The 19,285-nt window shown below is 66.3% G+C and carries 14 protein-coding genes; 9 read left to right on the top strand and 5 right to left on the bottom strand.

Annotated elements, in window-relative coordinates; translation table 11 throughout:
• The first annotated feature begins 88 nt into the window (after positions 1-88).
• The 3 genes from AC1RNQ_RS09935 to AC1RNQ_RS09925 are packed head-to-tail and all read left to right on the top strand — an operon-like array spanning position 89 to position 2,608.
• A complete protein-coding gene (locus AC1RNQ_RS09935) occupies positions 89-1,051 on the top strand; it encodes an alpha/beta hydrolase (protein ID WP_493170912.1) in 963 nt (320 codons plus the stop codon).
• Positions 1,035-1,607 carry an FMN-binding negative transcriptional regulator gene (locus tag AC1RNQ_RS09930; protein WP_493170910.1) on the top strand — a complete coding sequence of 191 codons (573 nt, stop codon included), beginning with the start codon at positions 1,035-1,037 and terminating at the stop codon, positions 1,605-1,607. The genes AC1RNQ_RS09935 and AC1RNQ_RS09930 overlap by 17 nt, the downstream gene beginning before the upstream one ends.
• A complete protein-coding gene (locus AC1RNQ_RS09925) occupies positions 1,604-2,608 on the top strand; it encodes a histone deacetylase family protein (RefSeq protein ID WP_493170909.1) in 1,005 nt (334 codons plus the stop codon). Before AC1RNQ_RS09930 ends, AC1RNQ_RS09925 begins: the two co-directional genes overlap by 4 nt.
• Positions 2,609-2,765: 157 nt before the next feature.
• On the opposite strand, the gene AC1RNQ_RS09920 is transcribed toward AC1RNQ_RS09925, so the two are convergent.
• Positions 2,766-4,973, bottom strand: a complete 2,208-nt coding sequence (locus AC1RNQ_RS09920) for a TonB-dependent receptor (RefSeq protein ID WP_493170907.1) — start codon at positions 4,971-4,973, stop codon at positions 2,766-2,768.
• 527 nt (positions 4,974-5,500) lie between these two features.
• Here AC1RNQ_RS09920 and AC1RNQ_RS09915 point away from each other — a divergent pair.
• Positions 5,501-7,675 (top strand): S9 family peptidase, encoded by a 2,175-nt coding sequence (locus AC1RNQ_RS09915; protein WP_493170904.1) that lies wholly within the window; start codon positions 5,501-5,503, stop codon positions 7,673-7,675.
• Here the strand turns inward: AC1RNQ_RS09915 and AC1RNQ_RS09910 are convergent.
• Entirely contained in the window at positions 7,672-8,070 is a 399-nt protein-coding gene (locus AC1RNQ_RS09910) for a hypothetical protein (protein WP_493170903.1), read from the bottom strand. The genes AC1RNQ_RS09915 and AC1RNQ_RS09910 overlap by 4 nt on opposite strands.
• A 235-nt stretch (positions 8,071-8,305) precedes the next feature.
• Between AC1RNQ_RS09910 and AC1RNQ_RS09905 the strand changes: the two genes are divergently transcribed.
• A complete protein-coding gene (locus tag AC1RNQ_RS09905; protein ID WP_493170902.1) occupies positions 8,306-10,114 on the top strand; it encodes an arylsulfatase in 1,809 nt (602 codons plus the stop codon).
• Here AC1RNQ_RS09905 and AC1RNQ_RS09900 read toward each other — a convergent pair.
• Positions 10,097-10,723 carry a TetR/AcrR family transcriptional regulator gene (locus AC1RNQ_RS09900; protein WP_493170900.1) on the bottom strand — a complete coding sequence of 209 codons (627 nt, stop codon included), beginning with the start codon at positions 10,721-10,723 and terminating at the stop codon, positions 10,097-10,099. The genes AC1RNQ_RS09905 and AC1RNQ_RS09900 overlap by 18 nt on opposite strands.
• Positions 10,724-10,845: 122 nt before the next feature.
• On the opposite strand from AC1RNQ_RS09900, the gene AC1RNQ_RS09895 reads away from it, so the two are divergent.
• Together AC1RNQ_RS09895 and AC1RNQ_RS09890 are read left to right on the top strand one after the other, a co-directional pair.
• The gene (locus AC1RNQ_RS09895) at positions 10,846-11,490 is read left to right on the top strand and encodes a hypothetical protein (RefSeq protein WP_493170899.1); all 645 of its coding nucleotides are present in this window, start codon (positions 10,846-10,848) and stop codon (positions 11,488-11,490) included.
• An 11-nt stretch (positions 11,491-11,501) separates the two neighbouring features.
• A complete protein-coding gene (locus AC1RNQ_RS09890; protein WP_493170897.1) occupies positions 11,502-13,148 on the top strand; it encodes a sulfatase-like hydrolase/transferase in 1,647 nt (548 codons plus the stop codon).
• 189 nt (positions 13,149-13,337) lie between these two features.
• Here the strand turns inward: AC1RNQ_RS09890 and AC1RNQ_RS09885 are convergent, their stop codons facing one another.
• Complete coding sequence (locus AC1RNQ_RS09885) at positions 13,338-14,270, bottom strand: winged helix-turn-helix transcriptional regulator (protein WP_493170896.1); 933 nt, start codon at positions 14,268-14,270, stop codon at positions 13,338-13,340.
• A 135-nt stretch (positions 14,271-14,405) separates the two neighbouring features.
• Positions 14,406-16,706, bottom strand: a complete 2,301-nt coding sequence (locus tag AC1RNQ_RS09880; protein ID WP_493170894.1) for a TonB-dependent receptor — start codon at positions 16,704-16,706, stop codon at positions 14,406-14,408.
• A 182-nt stretch (positions 16,707-16,888) separates the two neighbouring features.
• Here AC1RNQ_RS09880 and AC1RNQ_RS09875 point away from each other — a divergent pair, with 182 nt between their 5' ends.
• The gene (locus AC1RNQ_RS09875) at positions 16,889-17,791 is read left to right on the top strand and encodes an NAD(P)H-dependent flavin oxidoreductase (RefSeq protein WP_493170893.1); all 903 of its coding nucleotides are present in this window, start codon (positions 16,889-16,891) and stop codon (positions 17,789-17,791) included.
• Positions 17,788-19,284 (top strand): carotenoid oxygenase family protein, encoded by a 1,497-nt coding sequence (locus tag AC1RNQ_RS09870; RefSeq protein ID WP_493170891.1) that lies wholly within the window; start codon positions 17,788-17,790, stop codon positions 19,282-19,284. Before AC1RNQ_RS09875 ends, AC1RNQ_RS09870 begins: the two co-directional genes overlap by 4 nt.
• Position 19,285 lies beyond the last annotated feature (1 nt).

The following is a 19,285-nucleotide window of genomic DNA, read 5'->3' as shown; positions in this document are numbered from 1 at the left end:
TGCGGCGTGGTGATTGGCCCGAACGGGCGATAGAAGCGAGGGCACAAAAGCTATCAGGATGGAAAGACCGTCCGGGGAGAATGCCAATATGTCGAAGGGCTTGGATGCCGTGCAGGACGCGATGGTCGACCCCGACATCCGCCGCTTCGTCGATGCGATCAATGCCGCCTATGCCGAGCATGGCGTCCCCGATGCCGACATGGCGACGCGGCGCGCCATAGCCGAGCGGGTGCGCCGGCCGTGGCGCGAGGCTGGCCCGATCATGGCCGAAAGCCGCGACATCGCGCTGGACGGCATAAGGCTGCGGCTGCACCGGCCGGTGGCCGATGCGGTGTTGCCGGCCATGCTCTACATCCACGGCGGCGGCTGGACGCTGTTCAGCATCGACACGCACGACCGGCTGATGCGCGAATATGCGGCGCGCGCGGGGATCGCGGTGGTCGGGATCGATTACAGCCTGTCGCCCGAGCATAAATTCCCGGTGGCGCTGGAGGAATGTTCGGCGGCGCTCGACTGGATCGCGGCCAATGCCGAAGCGCTGCGGCTCGATGCGGAGCGCGTGCTGATCGGCGGGGATTCGGCGGGGGCCAATCTGTCGGTCGCGGCCTGCCTGTTGCGGCGCGCGCAGGGCAAGGCGCTGCCCGCGGGCATGGTGCTGAATTACGGCGCCTTTGCGCCCGAGCATCTGCCGAGCTATGCCCGTTTCGGCGAGGGCTTTTCGCTCGAGGTCGGGGAGATGGACATCTTCTGGGACAATTATGTCGACGGTCCGGAGCAACTGAGCGAGCCGCTGGTGGCGCCGCTGCTGGCCGATCTGGCAGGGCTGCCGCCGGCGTTCGTCGCGATCGCCGAATGCGACATTTTGGCCGACTGCAACCATGGGTTCGCGGCGAAGCTGGCCGCGACGGGCGTGGCGGTGCGCGCCGAGACCTATCAGGGAGCGACGCACAGCTTTTTGGAGGCGATGTCGATTTCTTCGCTCGCGCGGCGTGCGCTGTGCGAGCAGGCGGCGTGGATCGGCGAGACGGTCGGGCATGACCGGGGTCTTTGAGCCGCGCCGCGCGGACGATCCCGCGCGGCTGATCGCCGACTATCCGCTCGGCTGGCTGGTGTCGGCGAATTTCAACGCGAGTCCCCTGCCCCTGCTCGCCGAGACCGACGCCGACGGCGCGGTGGTGTCGCTGTTCGGGCACTGCGCGCGGGCCAATGTGCTGGTCGCCGATTTCCGCGCCGATCCCAAGGGGCTGGTGCTGTTCAACGGGCCGCATGGCTATGTCTCGCCGGCGCTGGTGTCGAAGCCCGACTGGGCGCCGACGTGGAATTATGCGGCGCTGCGCTACCGCGTCGAGGTCGAGCTGGTCGAGGGCGAGACGCGCGAGGCGATCGAGCGGCTGGTCGCGGCGATGGAGCGCGGCAACTGGTCGACCGACCGGGTCGGGCCGCGCTATGAGACGATGCTGACGCACATCGTCGCCTTTCGCGCGCATATCCGCTCGGCCGAGCCGGTGTTCAAGCTGGGGCAGGACGAAAGCGCGGCGGGCTTTGCCGAGATCGTCGCGGGGCATAACGACCGGACGCTCGCGGCGTGGATGGAAGGACAGAGGTGAAGCTTTTCTTCGACGATCGACAGGCCGAGCACGCACCCGAGCGCGAGCTGCACAATGGCGAGTTCGTGCCCTATGCCGAGAATGCCGAGCGGCCGCGTTCGATCGTCGACGCGCTCGCCGACTGGCAGCCGGTGCAGGATTTCGGACGCGAGCCGCTGCTGGCGGTGCACGACGCCGACTATCTCGCCTTCCTCGAGCGCGCGTACGACGGCTGGGTCGCCGCGGGACGCAAGGGCGATGCGATCGGCTACAGCTTTCCCGTGGTGCGGCGGCGGGCGCGGAAATTCGCGCGGATCGATGCCGATATCGGACTCTACAGCTTCGACGCCTCGACGCCGATCGCCGCGGGGACCTGGACCTCGGCCTATTGGTCGGCGCAATGCGCGCTGACCGCGCTCGAGCGGCTCGCCGAAGGCGATGCCCATGCCTTCGCGCTGTGCCGGCCGCCGGGGCATCATGCCGGGCGCGACTATATGGGCGGCTATTGCTACCTCAACAACGCCGCGATCGCGGCGCGGCGCGCGGCGGCGCTGGGGCTGGGGCCGGTCGCGATCCTCGATGTCGACTATCATCATGGCAACGGAACGCAGGACATCTTCTATGAGGATGGAAACGTGTTCTTCGCGTCGATCCACGCCGATCCGGTGACCGATTACCCCTTCTACTGGGGGCACGCCGACGAACGCGGCGAAGGCGCGGGCGAAGGGTCGACGCTCAACCTGCCGCTGCCGCGCGGGACCGACGGGGCGGCTTACCGGCCTGTGCTCGAGACAGCGCTGCGGGCGATTACGGACTGGGGCGCGCGCTGCCTGATCGTGTCGTTCGGGGCGGATACGCACAGCAGCGACCCGATCTCGAACTTCATGCTCGAGCGGCCCGATTATGCCTGGATCGCGGGGGCGATTTCGGGGCTGGGACTGCCAACGCTGGTCGTGATGGAGGGCGGTTATGCCGTCGGCGACCTGGGGAAGAATGTCGCGGCGTTTCTGTCGGGGTTTTAGCTAAATTCCTCCCCGCTTGCGGGGAGGTGGCAGCGCGGAGCGCTGACGGAGGGGGTTCGCGTCCTTACGCTACGCTACGTTGCGTTAGGCTGCGAGCCCCCTCCACCACCCGCTTCGCGGGCGGTCCCCCTCCCCGCAAGCGGGGAGGATTTCCCGGTCAATTCAAACTGAACCGCAGCGTCGCGCCCAGCGTGCGCGGGCGCGTCACCGAGCCCGCGAAGGAGAAGGGCGCGTTCAATATGCCGTACTGGTTGAAGAGGTTCTTCGCGAACAGCCCGAGTTCGACGCGATCGGCGACCGTCACCGAGGCGTTCAGGTCGACGATGTGATAATCGCCCTTTTCGAGCGCCGCGCCGAATGCCACCGGCGCCCCCGACATATAGCGGTGCGACAGGTTGAACCGTGGTTTCAGCGATGAATCGGGGAAATTGAGATCGATGCTGTTCGACAGGATCCAGTCCGACGCACCCGGAAGCTGCGTCCCCTTCGCATAGCCACCGCCGGGCGCGAAGCTGTCGGGGAGCAGCGACGACAGCCGCGCATCGTTGTAGGTCACGTTCGACGCGAAGGTCAGGTTGCGCGTCGGACGCAGCGTCAGGCTGATCTCGACCCCGTCGACGTCGGCGCCGCCGCCGTTCACCGTATAGGCATTGAAGTCGACCGGCGTGAACAGCCGCGCCTGGATATTGTCCCAGTCGATGTGGAAGGCGGTGACATCGACGCTGAGCGTCTTGTCGATCAGGTCGAAGCGCGTGCCGATTTCGTAGTTCTTGGTGGTATCGCTCTCGAAGGTCAGCGGCAGCCCGGGCACCGCCGCCGAATAGACGTTGATGCCGCCGATGCGGAAACCCTCCGAATAGAGCGCATAGACCATGACGTCGTCATCGGGCTTGTACGTCAGCGAGACCTTCGGGATGAAATCCGAATCCTTGCTGGTGCCAGGCGCAAAGTCGAAGGGCGGGATGAGGTTGGCGTTGGGCAGATATTGGAGGCGCGGGCTCGAGCGATATTCGAACAATCGCCCGCCGAGCGTCAGCGTCAGGCTGTCGACGATATCGAACGAAGCTTCGCCGAAGACCGCCTTTTCGGTGACGCGGTTGCTGCTGACGGTGCGCGTCGCGAGGTCGCCGGGGGCCAGCGTGTCGCCCGATTGGCCGCCGAACATGCCGGGATTGGCATCGATATAGTCGCCGATCCCCGCGATGAAGGTGCCGTCGACATTGTTCGAGCGCAGGCGGGTATAGTTGGCGCCGATCAGCCAGCGGAAGCGCCCGGTGTCGGGCGACGCGAGACGCAGCTCGCCATATTCGGTCTTCGACTTGCCGTCGCTGCTCGCCAGCGCGGGCGTGCCGGTACGCGGATCGTTGCCGCCGAAGATCGAATTGTCGAACGCCAGATTGGCCTTTTTCTCGGTGTAGCTGCCGATCGCGGTCAATGTCGCGAAGCCGAGGTCTTGTTCGAGCTTCAGGCTGTGAAGCATGAAGCTGGTGTCCTGGAATTCGGCGACATTGGTCGCGCGGTCGAAGGTCCTGGGCGGCCCGAAGATCACATAGGTCTGATCGTCGAGATCATATTCCTGATACATGCTGAGCGCCGAGAGCGTCGTCGTCTCGGTCGGGGTGAAGACGATCGACCCGCGCAGGCCGCGTACGCGCAGGTCGTTGCTGCCGTCCTCGCCGAGCAAGGTGTTGTCGAGATAGCCGGCGTCGACGCGCTGGAGCGCGACGAGGCGCACCGCCAGTTTGTCGGTCGCGATCGGCACATTGACCATCGCCTTGGCGGCGTAATTCACCTCGCCCGCGCGCCTCGTCGACGACAGACTGCCCTCGAAACCGGCGTCGAAGCCGCCGGGGTCGGCTTCGTTGACGACATAGTTGACCGCGCCGCCGAGCGACGACGAGCCGAAGAGCGTGCCCTGCGGCCCGCGCAGCACCTCGACACGGTTGACGTCGAACGCGTCGACGTCGGGAATGACGAGCGGAAAGCCGGGCTCGATCAGCGGCACCTGGTTGAGATAATAGCCCGTCGTCGCCTGGTTCGCCTCGTGATAGGTGGTCGAGGCGATGCCGCGGATCACGACCTCGGAGACGCCCGGCTGGTAATCGTTGAAGACGATGCCGGGGACACGGGTGATATAGTCGGAGAGGCTTTGCGCGTTGAGCTTCCGCAGCGTCGCCTCGCTGACCGCGGAGACCGATCCGGAGACGTCGCGCACCGACTGTTCGCGCTTGGCGGCGGTGACGACGATCTCGCTGTCGTCGGTCGGCGCGGCGGCCGCATCCTGCGCCATCGCGCCCGTCGCCTGGCCGAGCGCCAGCGCCGAAATCCCCCAAACCACGACCCGCTTTACCGATGCAATGGACATGCTTGCCTCCCTGATTGCGACTGCGATGCAATTTCCGACGATCAAGCTATCAGGTTGAAGGCGCGTGTCGGCGATGGTCGGGCCATTATCGCGCCCTATCGGGCCAGCGGGTTGGCAGGCGGATGGCGGCGCGAGATGGCGGCTTTGGGGTGGGGAGCGGGATTGCCGATCCTCCCCCGCAGGGGGAGGGGGACCACCCAAAGGGTGGTGGAGGGGCACAGGACGTTTGCGTAACGTCGGACCGATAAGCCCTTCATTTCCGGCAACGTCGCCGTAGCGAAGCACCTCACCGGCAAGACAAGCCGCCTGTGCCCCTCCACCAGCTTCGCTGGTCCCCCTCCCCGTGCCGGGGAGGATCGCTTTCGTCCGCTAACGCCCGCAACCCGTCATCCCGCGTCGCATCCTCGACGAACACGATCACCGCCGATTTTGCCCGAACGGTGGAACGGCGGGCCTGATCGGCGCAGTATGCCAGCGCTTGTTCCATAGGCTGGGGCCATTAGGACGAACCCGAGGGAGCGGTCGAGATGGCGAAGCTGGACAATGCGGCAAGGCGGACATTCATGGGCGGCGGCGCAGCGCTGGCGTTCGTGGCGAGCGGCGGCAGCGGCTGGGCCAAGGCGGCGGCGAAAGCGGCGGGGCGCTGGCCCGCGGCGAAGCCGCCGACCTCGCCGCGCATCCCGCAAGCGATCGAACAACTCGGCCGCACGCGCGACGACGCCTATTCGTGGATGAAGTTCATCCCGGCCGAGGGCGAGCGCACGCGGACCAACCTGCCCGCGCCGATCGCGAAGATGCTGGGCGACGAGAACGCCTATGCCGAGGCGGTGCTGAAACCCGTGCGCGCCGAGCAGGACGCGCTGGTCGCGGCGATGCTCGCGCGGTCGGCGGGTGCGGTCGCGGCGCCAGCGGTGGTGCGCGGGGGGTGGGCCTATAGCTCGGCGCTGCCCGAGGGGGCGGCGCATGCGGTTTACAGCCGCCGCAAGGATGATGGCCCGGTCGAGACTTTGGTCGACGAGGCGGTGCGCGCCGACGGCCGGCCCTATTATCGCAGCACGGGGCACCAGCCGAGCCCCGACCAGCGCTGGTTCGCCTGGGCCGAGGATATCATCGGCAACGACCGCCACCGCATCTGCCTCCGCGACAATGACAGCGGCGAGATCCGCACGCTCGTCGAGAAGGACGCCTATGGTTATGGCGGGCTGGTCTTCGGGCCCTCGTCGCGCTGGCTGTTCTGGATCTGGCGCGACGCGCGCAACCGGCCGACGCGGCTCTATCGCACCTCGCTCGACGGCAAGACCACCGCGCTGGTCTATGAGGAAAAGGACCCGGCGATCTTCATGGGGGTGAAGCGCACCGCGGCCGACGGCTTTGTCGCGCTGACTTTGTCGGGCCCCGAGACCGCCGAGGTAAGGCTGGTCGCGGCGGGCGACGAGACGGGCGAGCCGCGTATCGTGTGGCCGCGCCAGAGCGGCGTGCGCTACGAGATCGACGAATGGGACGGCGCGCTGATCGCGACGACCGACGCCGACGATTCCTATGACATGAAGTTGCTGCGGCTTGACGCGAAGAGCTTCGAGACAGCGGCAACGCTGGTGCCGCACCGGCCGGGGGTGCCGATATTGCAGGTGCAGCCCTTCGCGGCGGCGTTGGTGCGGCTCGAGCGCGTCGAGGGATTGCACCAGCTGGTCGTGCAGCGCGCCGACGGGAGCGAGCATAAGGTCGCGTTCGCCGATCCCGCCTATGCGATCGAACTGCCCGCCGAGCAGGACTTCGCCGCGCTCGCGGTGCTGATCGTCCATGAATCGCCCAAGTCGCCGCGCCGCTGGATTTCGGTCGACCTGAAGAGCGGCACGCAGACCGTCGTCCAGCGACAGGCGGTCGCGGGCTTCGATCCCGACGATTATGTCGTCGAGCGATTGATGGCGCCCGCCCCCGACGGCGAGACGGTGCCGATCACCCTGCTGTCGCGGCGCGGGACGCCAAAGGACGGCAAGGCGCCGCTGCTGCAATATGGCTATGGCTCGTACGGCGTGAACAGCGATCCGCTCTTCTCGATCCCCGCGCTGACGCTGGTCGACCGGGGGTGGCGCTATGCGATCACGCATGTGCGCGGCGGGTCCGAAAAAGGCCGGCGCTGGTTCCTCGGCGGGCGCAAGTTCACCAAGCGCAACAGCTTCACCGATTTCGTCGCCTGCGCCGAATATCTGGCCGCCGAGGGCTATACGGCGAAGGGCAAGGTCGTCGCTTACGGCCTGTCGGCGGGCGGGCTGCTCGTCGGCGCGAGTATGAATATCGCCCCGGCTTTTTGGGGCGGCGTGATCGCCAAGGTTCCCTTCGTCGACATGCTCAACACGATGAGCGACGCCGCGCATCCTTTGGTGCCCTTGTTCCGGCCCGACTGGGGCGATCCGCTCGCCGAGGAGCGGGCGTACGACTATATCGCGTCGATCTCGCCCTATGAGAATGTCCGCGCGGTGCCCTATCCGCCGCTGCTGTGCACCGCGGGGCTGAAGGACGACCGCGTGCCCTATTGGGAGCCCGCGAAGCTGGTCGCCGAGGTGCGGCACCAATCGACGAGCGCCAACCCGGCGCTGCTGCTGACCGACATGGACAGCGGGCACCAGGGCAGCGGCGATCTGAAGAGCGAATATCGCGAATATGCGCTGTTCTGGGCCTTTGCGATGCGCTGCGTCGGTTAGGCGGCGGCGGGGCGGCCGTCATCCTTGCCGGCGAGGCCGAGCAGGGCGCGCGTCGAGCAGAGCGCGCAGTCGAGCGTCTGCGCGGCGCCCTCGTCGAGCGCGAGGCAGCGCGGCAGCTGGCCCGTGGTGCGGAGGAGATTGGCGAGCAATTGCTCGTCCTCGGACAATCCCGCCGACCAGCCCACCGCGAAGGAGCGGCCGACCGCGGCCTCGTAGAGGCCGAACAGGCTGTCGAAGGCGGCGGCGAGCATTGGGCATTGCGCTTCCGCGAGCAACGCGTGGAGCGGCGGCGTCGGGGCGCGGCCAGCGTCGCGTTCGGTGCGCCAGCAGCGCGCCGCAGCGGTGAGCAGGTCGGCGCGGACGGGCGGCGCTTCGGGGAAGGTGACGTGCTTCATGCCGCGGCCCGCGACCACAGCCGCCCTGAGCGGCGGTGACAGGCATTTCCTCGTTGGGCTTTTTGGATCATGGCTTCACCTCTCCGCTGGCTTGGCCTTTCATAATATGATTGAGAATAATTCTCAATAGCAGAGAATGAGGCGCAACGGGACAGGGCGAACGCGGACATTGCCATGCAGCGAAACTATCGGCATTATATGTGTCATAATATGCGGCAGGGGGAGGATTCGCGGGATGAAGAGGCTGGGAACGAGCGCGCTCGCGGCGGCGCTGCTGCTGGCTCCGGTTCAGGCCGCGCGCCCTGTCCCCGCGCCCAAACAGCCGAACATCGTGATCCTGCTCGCCGACGATTGGGGGTTCAGCGATGTGGGTGCCTTCGGCGCCGAGTTTGCGACGCCCAATCTCGACGCGCTGGCCCATGCGGGGATGCGCTTTTCGAACTTTCATGTCGCGGGGTCGTGCTCGCCGTCGCGCGCGATGCTGCAGACGGGGGTGATGAACCACCGCAATGGGCTGGGCAACATGCCCGAAACGATCCCCGACGCGCATCGCGGCAAGCCGGGGTACGACACGGCGATGAGCCACCGCGTGGTGACGATCGCCGAGCTGTTCGGCGCCGCGGGCTACAACACCTATCTCACCGGCAAATGGCATCTGGGGAGCGACCGGACGCGGCTGCCCGAGGCGCGCGGCTACGACCGCGCCTTCAGCCTGGCCGACGCCGGGGCGGACAATTTCGAGCAGCGGCCGATCGAGGGGATGTACGATACGGCGGCGTGGACCGAGAATGGCAAGCCCGCGACGCTGCCCAAGAATTTCCATTCTTCGACCTTCGTCGTCGAGAAAATGATCGACTATATCGACGCCGACCGCGCGAGCGGCAAACCCTTCCTCGCGTCGATCAACTTCCTCGCGAACCATATCCCCATCCAGGCGCCCGACAGCGACATCGCGCGCTATGCGGCGATGTACCGGGACGGCTGGACGAAGCTGCGCGAAGCGCGCGCGAAGCGCGCGGCGGCGCTGGGCATCGTCCCCGCGGGCGCGCCGATGGCGGTGATGGCGACCACCCCCGACTGGGTGAAGCAGAACGAAGAAGAGCGCGCGGCGGCGGTGCGCGTGATGCAGGCCTATGCCGGCATGGCGACCGCGATGGACCGCGAGATCGGGCGACTGGTGACGCATCTCAAGGCCAGCGGCCAATATGAGAATACGATCTTCGTCTTCCTGTCGGACAATGGCGCCGAGCCGACCAATCCCTTCGGCAGCCTGCGCAACCGGCTGTTCCTCGACATGCAATATGATCTGTCGGCCGCCAACATCGGCCGGCGCGGCAGTTTCGCCGCGATCGGGCCGGGCTGGGCGAGCGCGGCCGCGTCGCCGCTGTCGGGCTACAAGTTCAGCGCGGCCGAGGGCGGACTGCGCGTGCCGCTGATCGTCGCCTGGCCGGGCAATGCCAAGGTCCAAGCGGGCGCAGTGAACGGCGGGCTGGCGCATGTCACCGACATCTTGCCGACCTTGGCCGAACTGGCGGGGGTCGAGGGCCATGGTGGCGAGTGGAAGGGCAAGGCGGTCGAGCCGGTGACCGGGCGCAGCCTGGTGCCGATGCTGGGCGGCGCGGCGGGCAGCGTGCATGGCGACGATCCGCTGGGTTACGAGCTTTCGGGCAACAGCGCGCTGTTCCGCGGCGACTACAAGCTGGTGCGCAACCTGGCGCCGACGGGCGACGGCAAATGGCGGCTCTATGACCTGAAGCGCGATCCCGGCGAGACGCGCGACCTGTCGGGGGCCGAGCCCGACCGCTTCGCGGCGATGATGGCCGACTATCGCGCCTATGCGAAGGCGAACGGCGTGCTCGACATGCCCGCGGGCTATACGGCGGACGAGCAGATCAACCGCTATGCGTGGGAGCAGCAGGGCAAGAAGCGCGCGATCGCGGCCGGGCTGTGGCTGGGCGGCGGGATCGCGGTACTAACCCTGCCGATCTGGGGCTGGCAGCGCCGGCGGCGCGCGCGGCGCGCCGCGTCAGGCGGCGGCGTCTGAGATCGCGGCGATCAGCGCTTCGACCATATGCGCGGTGACCCGGCCCGCTTCCGCGGCGGTCAACCCCTGATCGTGACGCAGCGCGCGCCAGGTCTGGAAGGAGAGCGCGGCGCACAAAGCCTCGACGCTGACCTTGTCGCGGCGCACCGCGTCGGGGAGCAGGCGCAGCGCATAGTCGCGCTCGAGCGCGACGACCTGGCCGTACTGCCCCATCAGGAAGGGCGACTGGTAGCGCTTGATGTTCGCGGCAAGGCGGAAGGGCAGCATCGTTTCGAAGACGCGCACGCGTCGCCCGACGAGATCGCGCATATCGGCGCGCCAATCGGTACCGGCATAGGGCGCGTTGGCGATCGGCAGCACGCGCGCAGCAATGGTCTCGGACATTTCGCGGTAGAGCGTGTCCATGTCGTCGAACTGGCGGAACACGGTGCGCAGGCCCACCCCCGCTTCCTCGGCGACGCGCGCTGCGCTGGGGGTCAGATCGCCGCGGTCGATGAGGTCGAGCATCGCGGCGACGATGCGCGCGCGGCTCGACCGGCTGCGCTCGCGCCGCCCGTCGATGCGCGGCGGTGCCGGCTCTTTCTGCTTCGATTCCACCTTCGTTCCCATGAGTCTCCGCTGGCCCAGCTCGGCGCCGGGGTCAATGCCGCGCCGAACGATCTTGCATCGCGCGGTACATAATGACACATATAGTGCCATAATATACGAAACAATCGAAAGTCGGTGGGACGATGGAGGATCGGGGGCTGGTGATCGCGGCGATCTGGGCGGGTGCGCTGCTGCTGTGGCTCGCCTTCCTGTTCTTTTACGACGGCTTTCGCCGCCCGCTCCGGCGCGGCGAGATCGATGATTTTCTCGCGACGCTTGGCCCGCGCATGGATGCGACGGGCAATGATGCCGAGCGGCTGCGCGCCTTCCTCGAGGCCGACGACGGGCGCGAGTTCGTGATGCTCAACCTCGTGCGGACGCGCCCGGGGCCGGTCACCGATCCCGCGAGCGGCGAGACGCGCGAGGGCAGCGAATGGCTGCGGCGCTATTCGGACCCGTTCGTGCGCGGATTGATGCGGCGCGGCGGGCATCCCCTGTTCGTCGGGCACAAGGTCGGCGGCTATATCGATGCCTGGAACACCGAAGCCGATCCCGGCTGGTCGCTGGTCGGCACGATGCGCTACCGCAGCCGCCGCGACCTGGTGCGGATGGCGAGCGATCCCCGGTTCCGCGCGGCGCATCCGGCGAAGTCGCTGGGGATCGAGAGCACTTTCTCTTTCCCGACGCAGCGCCAGATCGGTTTTTACGCGAGCCCGCGCGTCACCGTGGGGCTGTCGCTCGCGCTCGCGGCGGCGCTCGTGCACCTCGCAATACTGACATTCGGATAGGAGGGGCCGGGATGAGGAAGCGCTGGATCGCATCGGGTGTGGTCGCTCTGCTGGGAGCGGGGGGCTATTGGGCGTATGAGGCGAACAAGTTTCGCCTGCCCGGGCTGATCCAGGACTGGCAGGAGCCCGTGCAGCCCAACCGGCGGGTGGCGTGGCAAGCGGGGCCGGCGGCGGCGCCCGCCAGTCCGTCCGGGGGCGAGCGACCGCCGAACATCATCCTGATCGTTGCCGACGACCTGGGGTGGAACGACATCAGCTTGAACGGCGGCGGGGTCGCGGGCGGGATCGTCAAGACGCCGAACATCGACGCGCTCGCGCAGCAGGGCATGAACTTCACCACCGCCTATGCCGCCAACGCGACCTGCTCGCCATCGCGCGCGGCGATGATGACGGGGCGCTATGCGACGCGCTTCGGCTTCGAATATACCGCGGTGCCGGTGCAATTTTCAGAGAATCTCGCGCATGGCGACGGCGTCGGACCGCTGAAGGCGATATTCCACAAGGAGCTGATCACCCCTGACATTCCCGATTATTCCGACATGGGGGTGCCGCCAAGCGAGGTGACGATCGCCGAGGCGGTGAAGACCGCGGGCTATCACACGCTGCACATCGGCAAATGGCATCTGGGCGAGGCGCCGAAGCTGCAACCCCAGCGCCAAGGGTTCGACGAGAGCCTGGCAGTGCTCGGCGGCGCGGCGATGTTCCTGCCCGAGGACGATGCCGACGTCGTCAACGCCAAACTGCCGTGGGACCCGATCGACCGCTTCCTGTGGGCGAACCTCCGCCACGCGGTGACCTTCAACGGCGGCGAACGTTTCCATCCCAAGGGGCATATGACCGACTATTTCGCCGATCAGGCGATCGCCGCGATCGAGGCGAACAGGAACCGGCCCTTCTTTATGTACCTCGCGTTCAACGCGCCGCACACCCCGCTGCAGGCGACGAAGGAGGATTATGCGAAGCTCTCGGCGATCAAGGACCACAAAACGCGTGTCTATGGCGCGATGATCGCGCAGCTCGACCGGCGGATCGGCGACATCATGGCGAAGCTGAAAGCCGCGGGGATCGACGACAATACGCTGGTCATCTTCACCAGCGACAATGGCGGTGCGTGGTACAATGGCATGCCCGATCTCAACAAGCCGCACCGCGGGTGGAAGGCGACCTTCTTCGAGGGCGGCATCCGCACGCCCTTCTTCATGCGCTGGCCGGCGAAGATCGCACCCGGATCGACGCGCGCCGACATGACGGGGCATATCGACATCTTCTCGACCATCGCGGCGGCGGCGGGGGCGAGGCTGCCGACGGGCCGCGTGATCGACAGCGAGGACATATTGGCGGGGCCGGCGAAGCGCGCAGCCCTGTTCTGGCGCTCGGGCGAGTATCGCGCGGTGCGCGCGGGCGACTGGAAACTGCAGGTGACCAAGCGGCCCGCGAAGGCGCGGCTCTATGATCTCGCCGAGGACCCGACCGAGCAATATGACCTCGCCTCGGCCGAACCGGCGCGCGTCGCCGCGATGACGGCGATGCTCGAGGCGCAGAACAAGGGCATGGCGAAACCGATCTGGCCGGGGCTGGTCGAGGGGCCGGTGCGTATCGACGTGCCGCTGAACGCGCCGTGGCAGGACGGGCAGGATTATATCTACTGGACGAATTGAATCATTCCCCCTCCCCCTCGATGGGGGAGCTAGCGAGACTTACGAACTTGTTCGTTAGTCGCAGCGGCGGGGGTGCGGTCCGAACCTGAAACGGATGGTGCGAGGACGCACAATCACCCTCATCCAACTCCGCCTAACCCGCTGCGCGGCCAAGGCTTCGTATCCTTCTCCCATCGAGGGAGAAGGAGGTCAGGCCGCGCCGGTTTCCTCGATCGTAAACCCACTGTTGGCGAGCTGGAGCTCGTCGCCGCAATGGCTGCATGCGACAAGCATGTGGAGGTCGTGGCTGCACGGGCTGTGGGTGAGCAGCAGCGGCGGGCCGCGCTCGTCGGCGAACCAGCGGTCGCCCCATTGCAGCAGCGCGAGCAGCACCGGATAGAGGTCGCGGCCCTTTTCGGTCAGCCGATATTCGACGCGGTCGGCGTGCGCCGAATATTGGCTGGTGCGCAGGATACCCTGCCGCACCAGCCGTTCGAGCCGGCCGGTCAGGATGTTGGTCGCCATCAGCGTGTCGCGCTGGATGTCGTCGAAGCGGTTGATGTGCGTGAACATCGCGCGGACGACGAGCGTCGCCCAGCGGTCGCCGAACAGCTCGATCATCGTGTCGACCAGCGGGCGCCCGCCGGGGCGGCGGACGTCGCCGTTGAAGCGGCGGCGCTCGTAATGCGGGATCACCTGCGCAAGCCCCGGCCCTTCGCGCCAGGCGACGTCGCGCGGGTCGATTTCGGCACGGCAATGGCCGCACACCGGCACCGGCTCGGTCGCGTGGCCACAGGTCGCGTGGTGGAGGCGGACCTGGAAATCGCGCTCGGCGGCCTCCCACTTATGCTGCCAGCGCAGCATCATCAGCGCGTTGGGAAACTGGTCGCGGCCCTTCTGGGTCAGGACATAATGGAAACCGCGGCCGCCCGTCCTGGGCTTCTTGGCGAGGCAATCCTCGTCGACCAGCTTCTTGAGCCGGCCGTTGACGACCGAGCGCGCGAGGCCCGTGCGGCTCACGAATTCGTCGAAGCTGTGCGTGCCGAGGAAGGCCTGCTCCATGATCAGCAGCACCGGCACGTCGCCGACCACGTCGAGCGCGCGCCAGATCGAACAGGCCCTGATCATACGGTCGTGTTTCAAGCGCTTCCCTATCCAAGATCGTCATCCCGGCGAAGGCCGGGATCTCGCCGCTGCGCAGAAACGCGAGGGTGAGGTCCCGGCCTTCGCCGGGATGACGTCTTTATGATAAAGGCGGCGGAAATTGAAACACTCCCCTCAAAAGCGCCCCGTCAGCTGCACCGCGATGGTGCGCGGGCGGTCGACGATGCCGTTGTATGCATTGCCGGCGCCCCGCGTGATCGTGGTGGCGAGCGGCATCGAACTCGCGGTCTGCAGGATGCGCTGATTGGTGAGGTTGCGCCCGATCAGCGCGATTTCCCATTTGTTGTCGATCTCGGCGAGCGCGAGGCGGGCGCCGAGCTTGGCATAGCTGCCCTGCCGCGTGCGCGGGTCGAGGTTCGCCGCGGCGATATAGGCCGAGGAGAAATCGACGTTGAAATTCGCCGCGATCTTGATGCCGCTGCTGATCGGTGTCGTATAATCGAGGTTGAGGTTGCCCGACCATTTGGGCGACAGCGCGTTGCGCTTGCCCGTATAGTCGCAGAAACCCCCCGGCCCCGGCGTCTGCAGATAGAAGCATTGGCCGTTGGTGAAGTTGGTGAATTTGAAGTCGAGATAGGCGATCGCACCACTGAGCGTCAGCCCCTCGGTGAGCGCGGCGCGGAAGTCGGCCTCGACCCCCTGCGTCTTCGCCCCCGCGGCGTTGCGGACGTTGAAGTTCAGCGTGCCGTCGAAGATGTTGACCTGAAGATCGTGATATTTGGTCCGGTAAACCGACAGGTTGAACGCGAGGTTGCGCCCCTTGTATTTGAGCCCGCCCTCGAAATTGTCGGCGCTCTCATCCTCGAACATGAAGGCGCCGGCCTTGGCGACGGTGGTCGAGGTCGGCAGCGAGTTCGATCGAATGTCGAAACCGCCCGCCTTGGTGCCCTTGGCGTAGGAGGCGTAAAGCATCAGATCATCGGTGGCGTCATACTGGACGTTGACCATCGGGTTAAAGCTGTCCTCGCTGAGTTTGCCCGAAATGCTGTGAGCCTCGATATTGAGCGCGCGGAACACCGCCGCGACGACCAGCGGATTGAAGGTGTTGAGCGGCCCCTGGACGATCGCGAGGGTGCGACTGCCGCTCTTCTTCTCATGGTTGAAGCGCGCGCCCGCGGTGATGCGGAGTTGATCGGTGATCGACAATTCGCCCTGCGCAAAGGCCGAGATCAGGTCCGACTTCTGGGCATAGTCGCGGTCGTTGCGCGTGTCGCCGATCGCGTTGAACGGCGGACCCAGCGCGAGGAAGGTCGGGTTGAACAGGGTGAAGTCCTGCACGTCGAGCTTGGCGTTCTGGTAGTAGACGCCCACGATATAATTGAACGCCTCGCCGCCCGGCGAGGCAAGGCGCAGTTCCTGCGAATATTGGCGATAATCTTCGCGGAGGTTCGTGCCGTCGAGGAAGCTGATGCCCGAGAAGTCGACATCGACGATCTCGCGCGTCTTGTAATCGAGCAGCGCGCTGGTCGAGGTCAGCGTATGCTCGCCGATCTCGAGATCCATGTTGAGCGTCGCGCCGAACACCTTGTTGCGGCTCTGATAGCCATTGTCGGCGCGGACATAGTCGGGGGTCGTGCTGACAAAGAAAGGCCCCTGGAAGACGGTGTTGTAATTGCCGACCGCGCCGAACACGTCGCGCGGCTGGCCCTTGGCTTCGAAGTCGGCATATTCGAGCTTGAGCTCGGCCGCGAACGGCCCGCCCTTGTCGAAGTCCAGCTTGCCGCGGAAATATTTCTCGTCGACGTTGGGCTCGTCGCGGTCGAGCTTGGTGTTGTAGAAATAGCCGTCCATCGCGCGATAATAGCCGACCACACGCGCCTCGACGCCGTCGGCGAGCGGCCCGGAGAGCACGCCGTTGAGCTGGAATTCCTTGTGGTTGAACTCGTAGAGGCCGCTGAGCGAGCCTTCGAAGGTGTCGGTCGGGCTGCGCGTCGTGATGTTGACCGCGCCGGCGATTGCGTTCTTGCCGAACAGCGTCGGCTGCGGCCCGCGCAGCACCTCGACGCGCTCCATGTCGATCAGCGGCAGGCGCGACAGCTGGTCGCGGCCGTAATAGACGCCGTCGACGAACATCGCGACCGACTGTTCGAACCCCTTGTTGTCGCCCGAGGCGATGCCGCGGATCGCGATGCGATTGGCGATCGCGGTCTGGGTAATCTTGAGGTTCGGGACCGCCGACGAAATCTGTTCGAGGTTGGTCTGGCCGTAATTTTCGATCTGCTTGCCGCTGACCGCCGAGATCGAGATCGGCACGTCGGAAAGGCCTTCGGCACGCTTCTGCGCGGTGACGATGATTTCCTCGAGCCCGCCCTGATCCTCCGTCGCTTCGGGGGCGGGTGCGGCATCCTGCGCGAAGGCGATTCCGGGGGCGCTCAGCGCGGTCGCGGCGAACAGCATGGCAAAGCCGGTCTTCATATAATGTCTCCCTCCCACCATCATCGGGTTCGCCCCGCGATGTCTTTCTGACCTTGCGACTCATATCGTCTTTAAGTATCGTTATGCAAGTCAGATATTTCGAGAGAGGACAAAAGTTGCCAAAACACGGCCTTCCACCGGCGCTGACGCGGGGTTTGCGCCTGCCCGCGATTGCCGCACCGATGTTCCTCGTCTCGGGCCCCGAGATGGTGATCGCCGCCTCGCGCGCGGGCGTGATCGGCAGCTTCCCTGCCCCCAATGCGCGCACGTCGGCGGACCTTGAGGATTGGGTGAGCCGGATCGACGCGGCGCTGTCGAACGATCCCGAGGCGGCGGCATGGGCGGTGAACCTGGTCGTCCATCCGTCGAACAGCCGGTTGCCCGAAGACCTCGCCTGCGTCGTCCACCACAAGGTGCCGCTGGTGATCACCGCGCTGGGCAGTCCGGCGCGGGTGGTCGAGGAAATCCATGGCTATGGCGGGCTGGTCTTCGCCGACGTCAATTCGGTCGGCTTTGCGCGCAAGGCCGCCGCGGCCGGAGTCGATGGGCTGGTGCTCGTCGCAGCGGGCGCAGGCGGACATACGGGCGCGACCGCGGGCTTCGCCTTCGTCGAGGAGGTGCGGCAGTTCTGGGACGGACCGCTGGTACTCGGCGGCGCGATCTCGACCGGGCACGCCGTGCGGGCGGCCGAAATCCTCGGCGCCGATCTCGCCTATCTCGGCACCGCGCTGATCGCCTGTACCGAGAGCATGGCGGTGCCGGGCTACAAGGAGATGGTCGTTGCCGCGGGCGCCGAGGATATCGTGCCCTCCAAGGGCATCACCGGCGTGACCGCCAACTGGCTGAAATCGAGCCTGATCGCGGCGGGCTACGACCCCGCGAACATGCCCGAGGACAAGCGCCCGAACTTCTCGGACGCGCAGGACGATGCCAAGGCGTGGAAGAACGTCTGGTCCGCCGGACAGGGCGTCGGTGCGGTGCGCGGCATCGAACCCGTCGCCGCCATCGTCGACCGCCTGGTTTCCGAATATGATGCGGCCGCCGCAAGGCCGCGCTTTGCAGCCGCCGAAGGAGTCCCCGCATGACCGCCGAACTCGTTGACACGATCGCCACCACGATCCAGCCGAACGACCACCCCTATATGAAGGGCGCGTGGCGCCCGACGTATAACGAGTGGAACGCGATCTTCGCCAATGGCGATGCCGAGGTGGTCGGGACGATCCCCGACGACATCGACGGCGTTTATGTGCGCACCGGCGAGAACCAGGTGCACGAGCCGATCGGGCGCTATCATCCGTTCGACGGTGACGGTTTCATCCATTCGATTTCGTTCAAGGATGGCCGCGCGAGCTATCGCAGCCGCTTCGTGCGCACCAAGGGTTTCGAGGCCGAGAAGGAAGCCGGGCGTTCGCTGTGGGCCGGGCTGATGGAGCCGCCGCACAAGTCGACCCGCCACGGCTGGGGGGCGCAGGAATGGCTGAAAGACTCGAGCTCGACCGACGTCACGATCCACGCGGGCAGGATCATCTCGACCTTCTATCAGTGCGGCGAGGCATACCGCCTCGACCCGTTCACGCTCGAACAGTTCGGCACCGAAAGCTGGGTCCCGCTCGACGGCATTTCGGCGCATTGCAAGGTCGACCTCGCGACCGGCGAGCTGATGTTCTTCAACTATTCGAAGCACGCGCCCTTCATGCATTATGGCGTCGTCGGGGCGGACAATAAGCTGAAGCACTATATCCCGGTGCCGCTCGCCGGGCCGCGGCTGCCGCACGACATGGCGTTCACGAAGAATTACACGATCCTCAACGACATGCCGCTCTACTGGAACGCGGAGCTGCTCGAGCGGAACCTGCACGTCGTCCAGTTCCACCCCGACGAGAAGACGCGCTTCGCGATCATCCCGCGCCACGGCCAGCCCGAGGATATCCGCTGGTTCGAAGCCGAGCCGACCTACACGCTGCATTGGCTCAACACGTGGGAGGAAGGCGACGAGATCATCCTCGACGGCTATTATCAGGAAGAGCCGATGCCGAAGTCCTATCCGAACGCGCCCGAGGGGCTCGAACGGATGATGGCCTATCTCGACCAAGGGTTGCTCAAGCCGCGCCTCCACCGCTGGCGCTTCAATTTGAAGACCGGCGAGACCAAGGAAGAGCGGCTCGACGACCGCGATCTCGAATTCGGCATGTTCAACCATCGCTATGCGGGCAAGCCCTATCGCTACGCATACAGCGCGATCCCCGAGCCCGGCTGGTTCCTGTTCCGCGGGCTGGTCAAGCACGACCTCGATGCGCGAACGAGCGAGAGCTACGAGTTCGGCCCCGGCCGCTTCGGAAGCGAAGCGCCCTTCGCGCCGCGCATCGATGCGAAGGACGAGGACGACGGCTATCTCGTCTCCTTCATCGCCGACCTCGAAACCGACACATCCGAATGCGTGCTGATCGACGCGAAAAATGTTGCGGCGGGGCCGGTGTGCCGGATCATCCTGCCCGAGCGCATCTGTTCGGGAACGCACACCGTGTGGGCGAGCGGCGATGATATCGGGATGGGCGAAAATAGCGTGCTGGCCGCCTGAG

This window comes from Sphingopyxis sp. GW821-FHT12F08, assembly GCF_058806755.1.
Note: the sequence above shows the minus strand (reverse complement) of the source record. Positions and strands in the feature narration are given on the sequence as shown.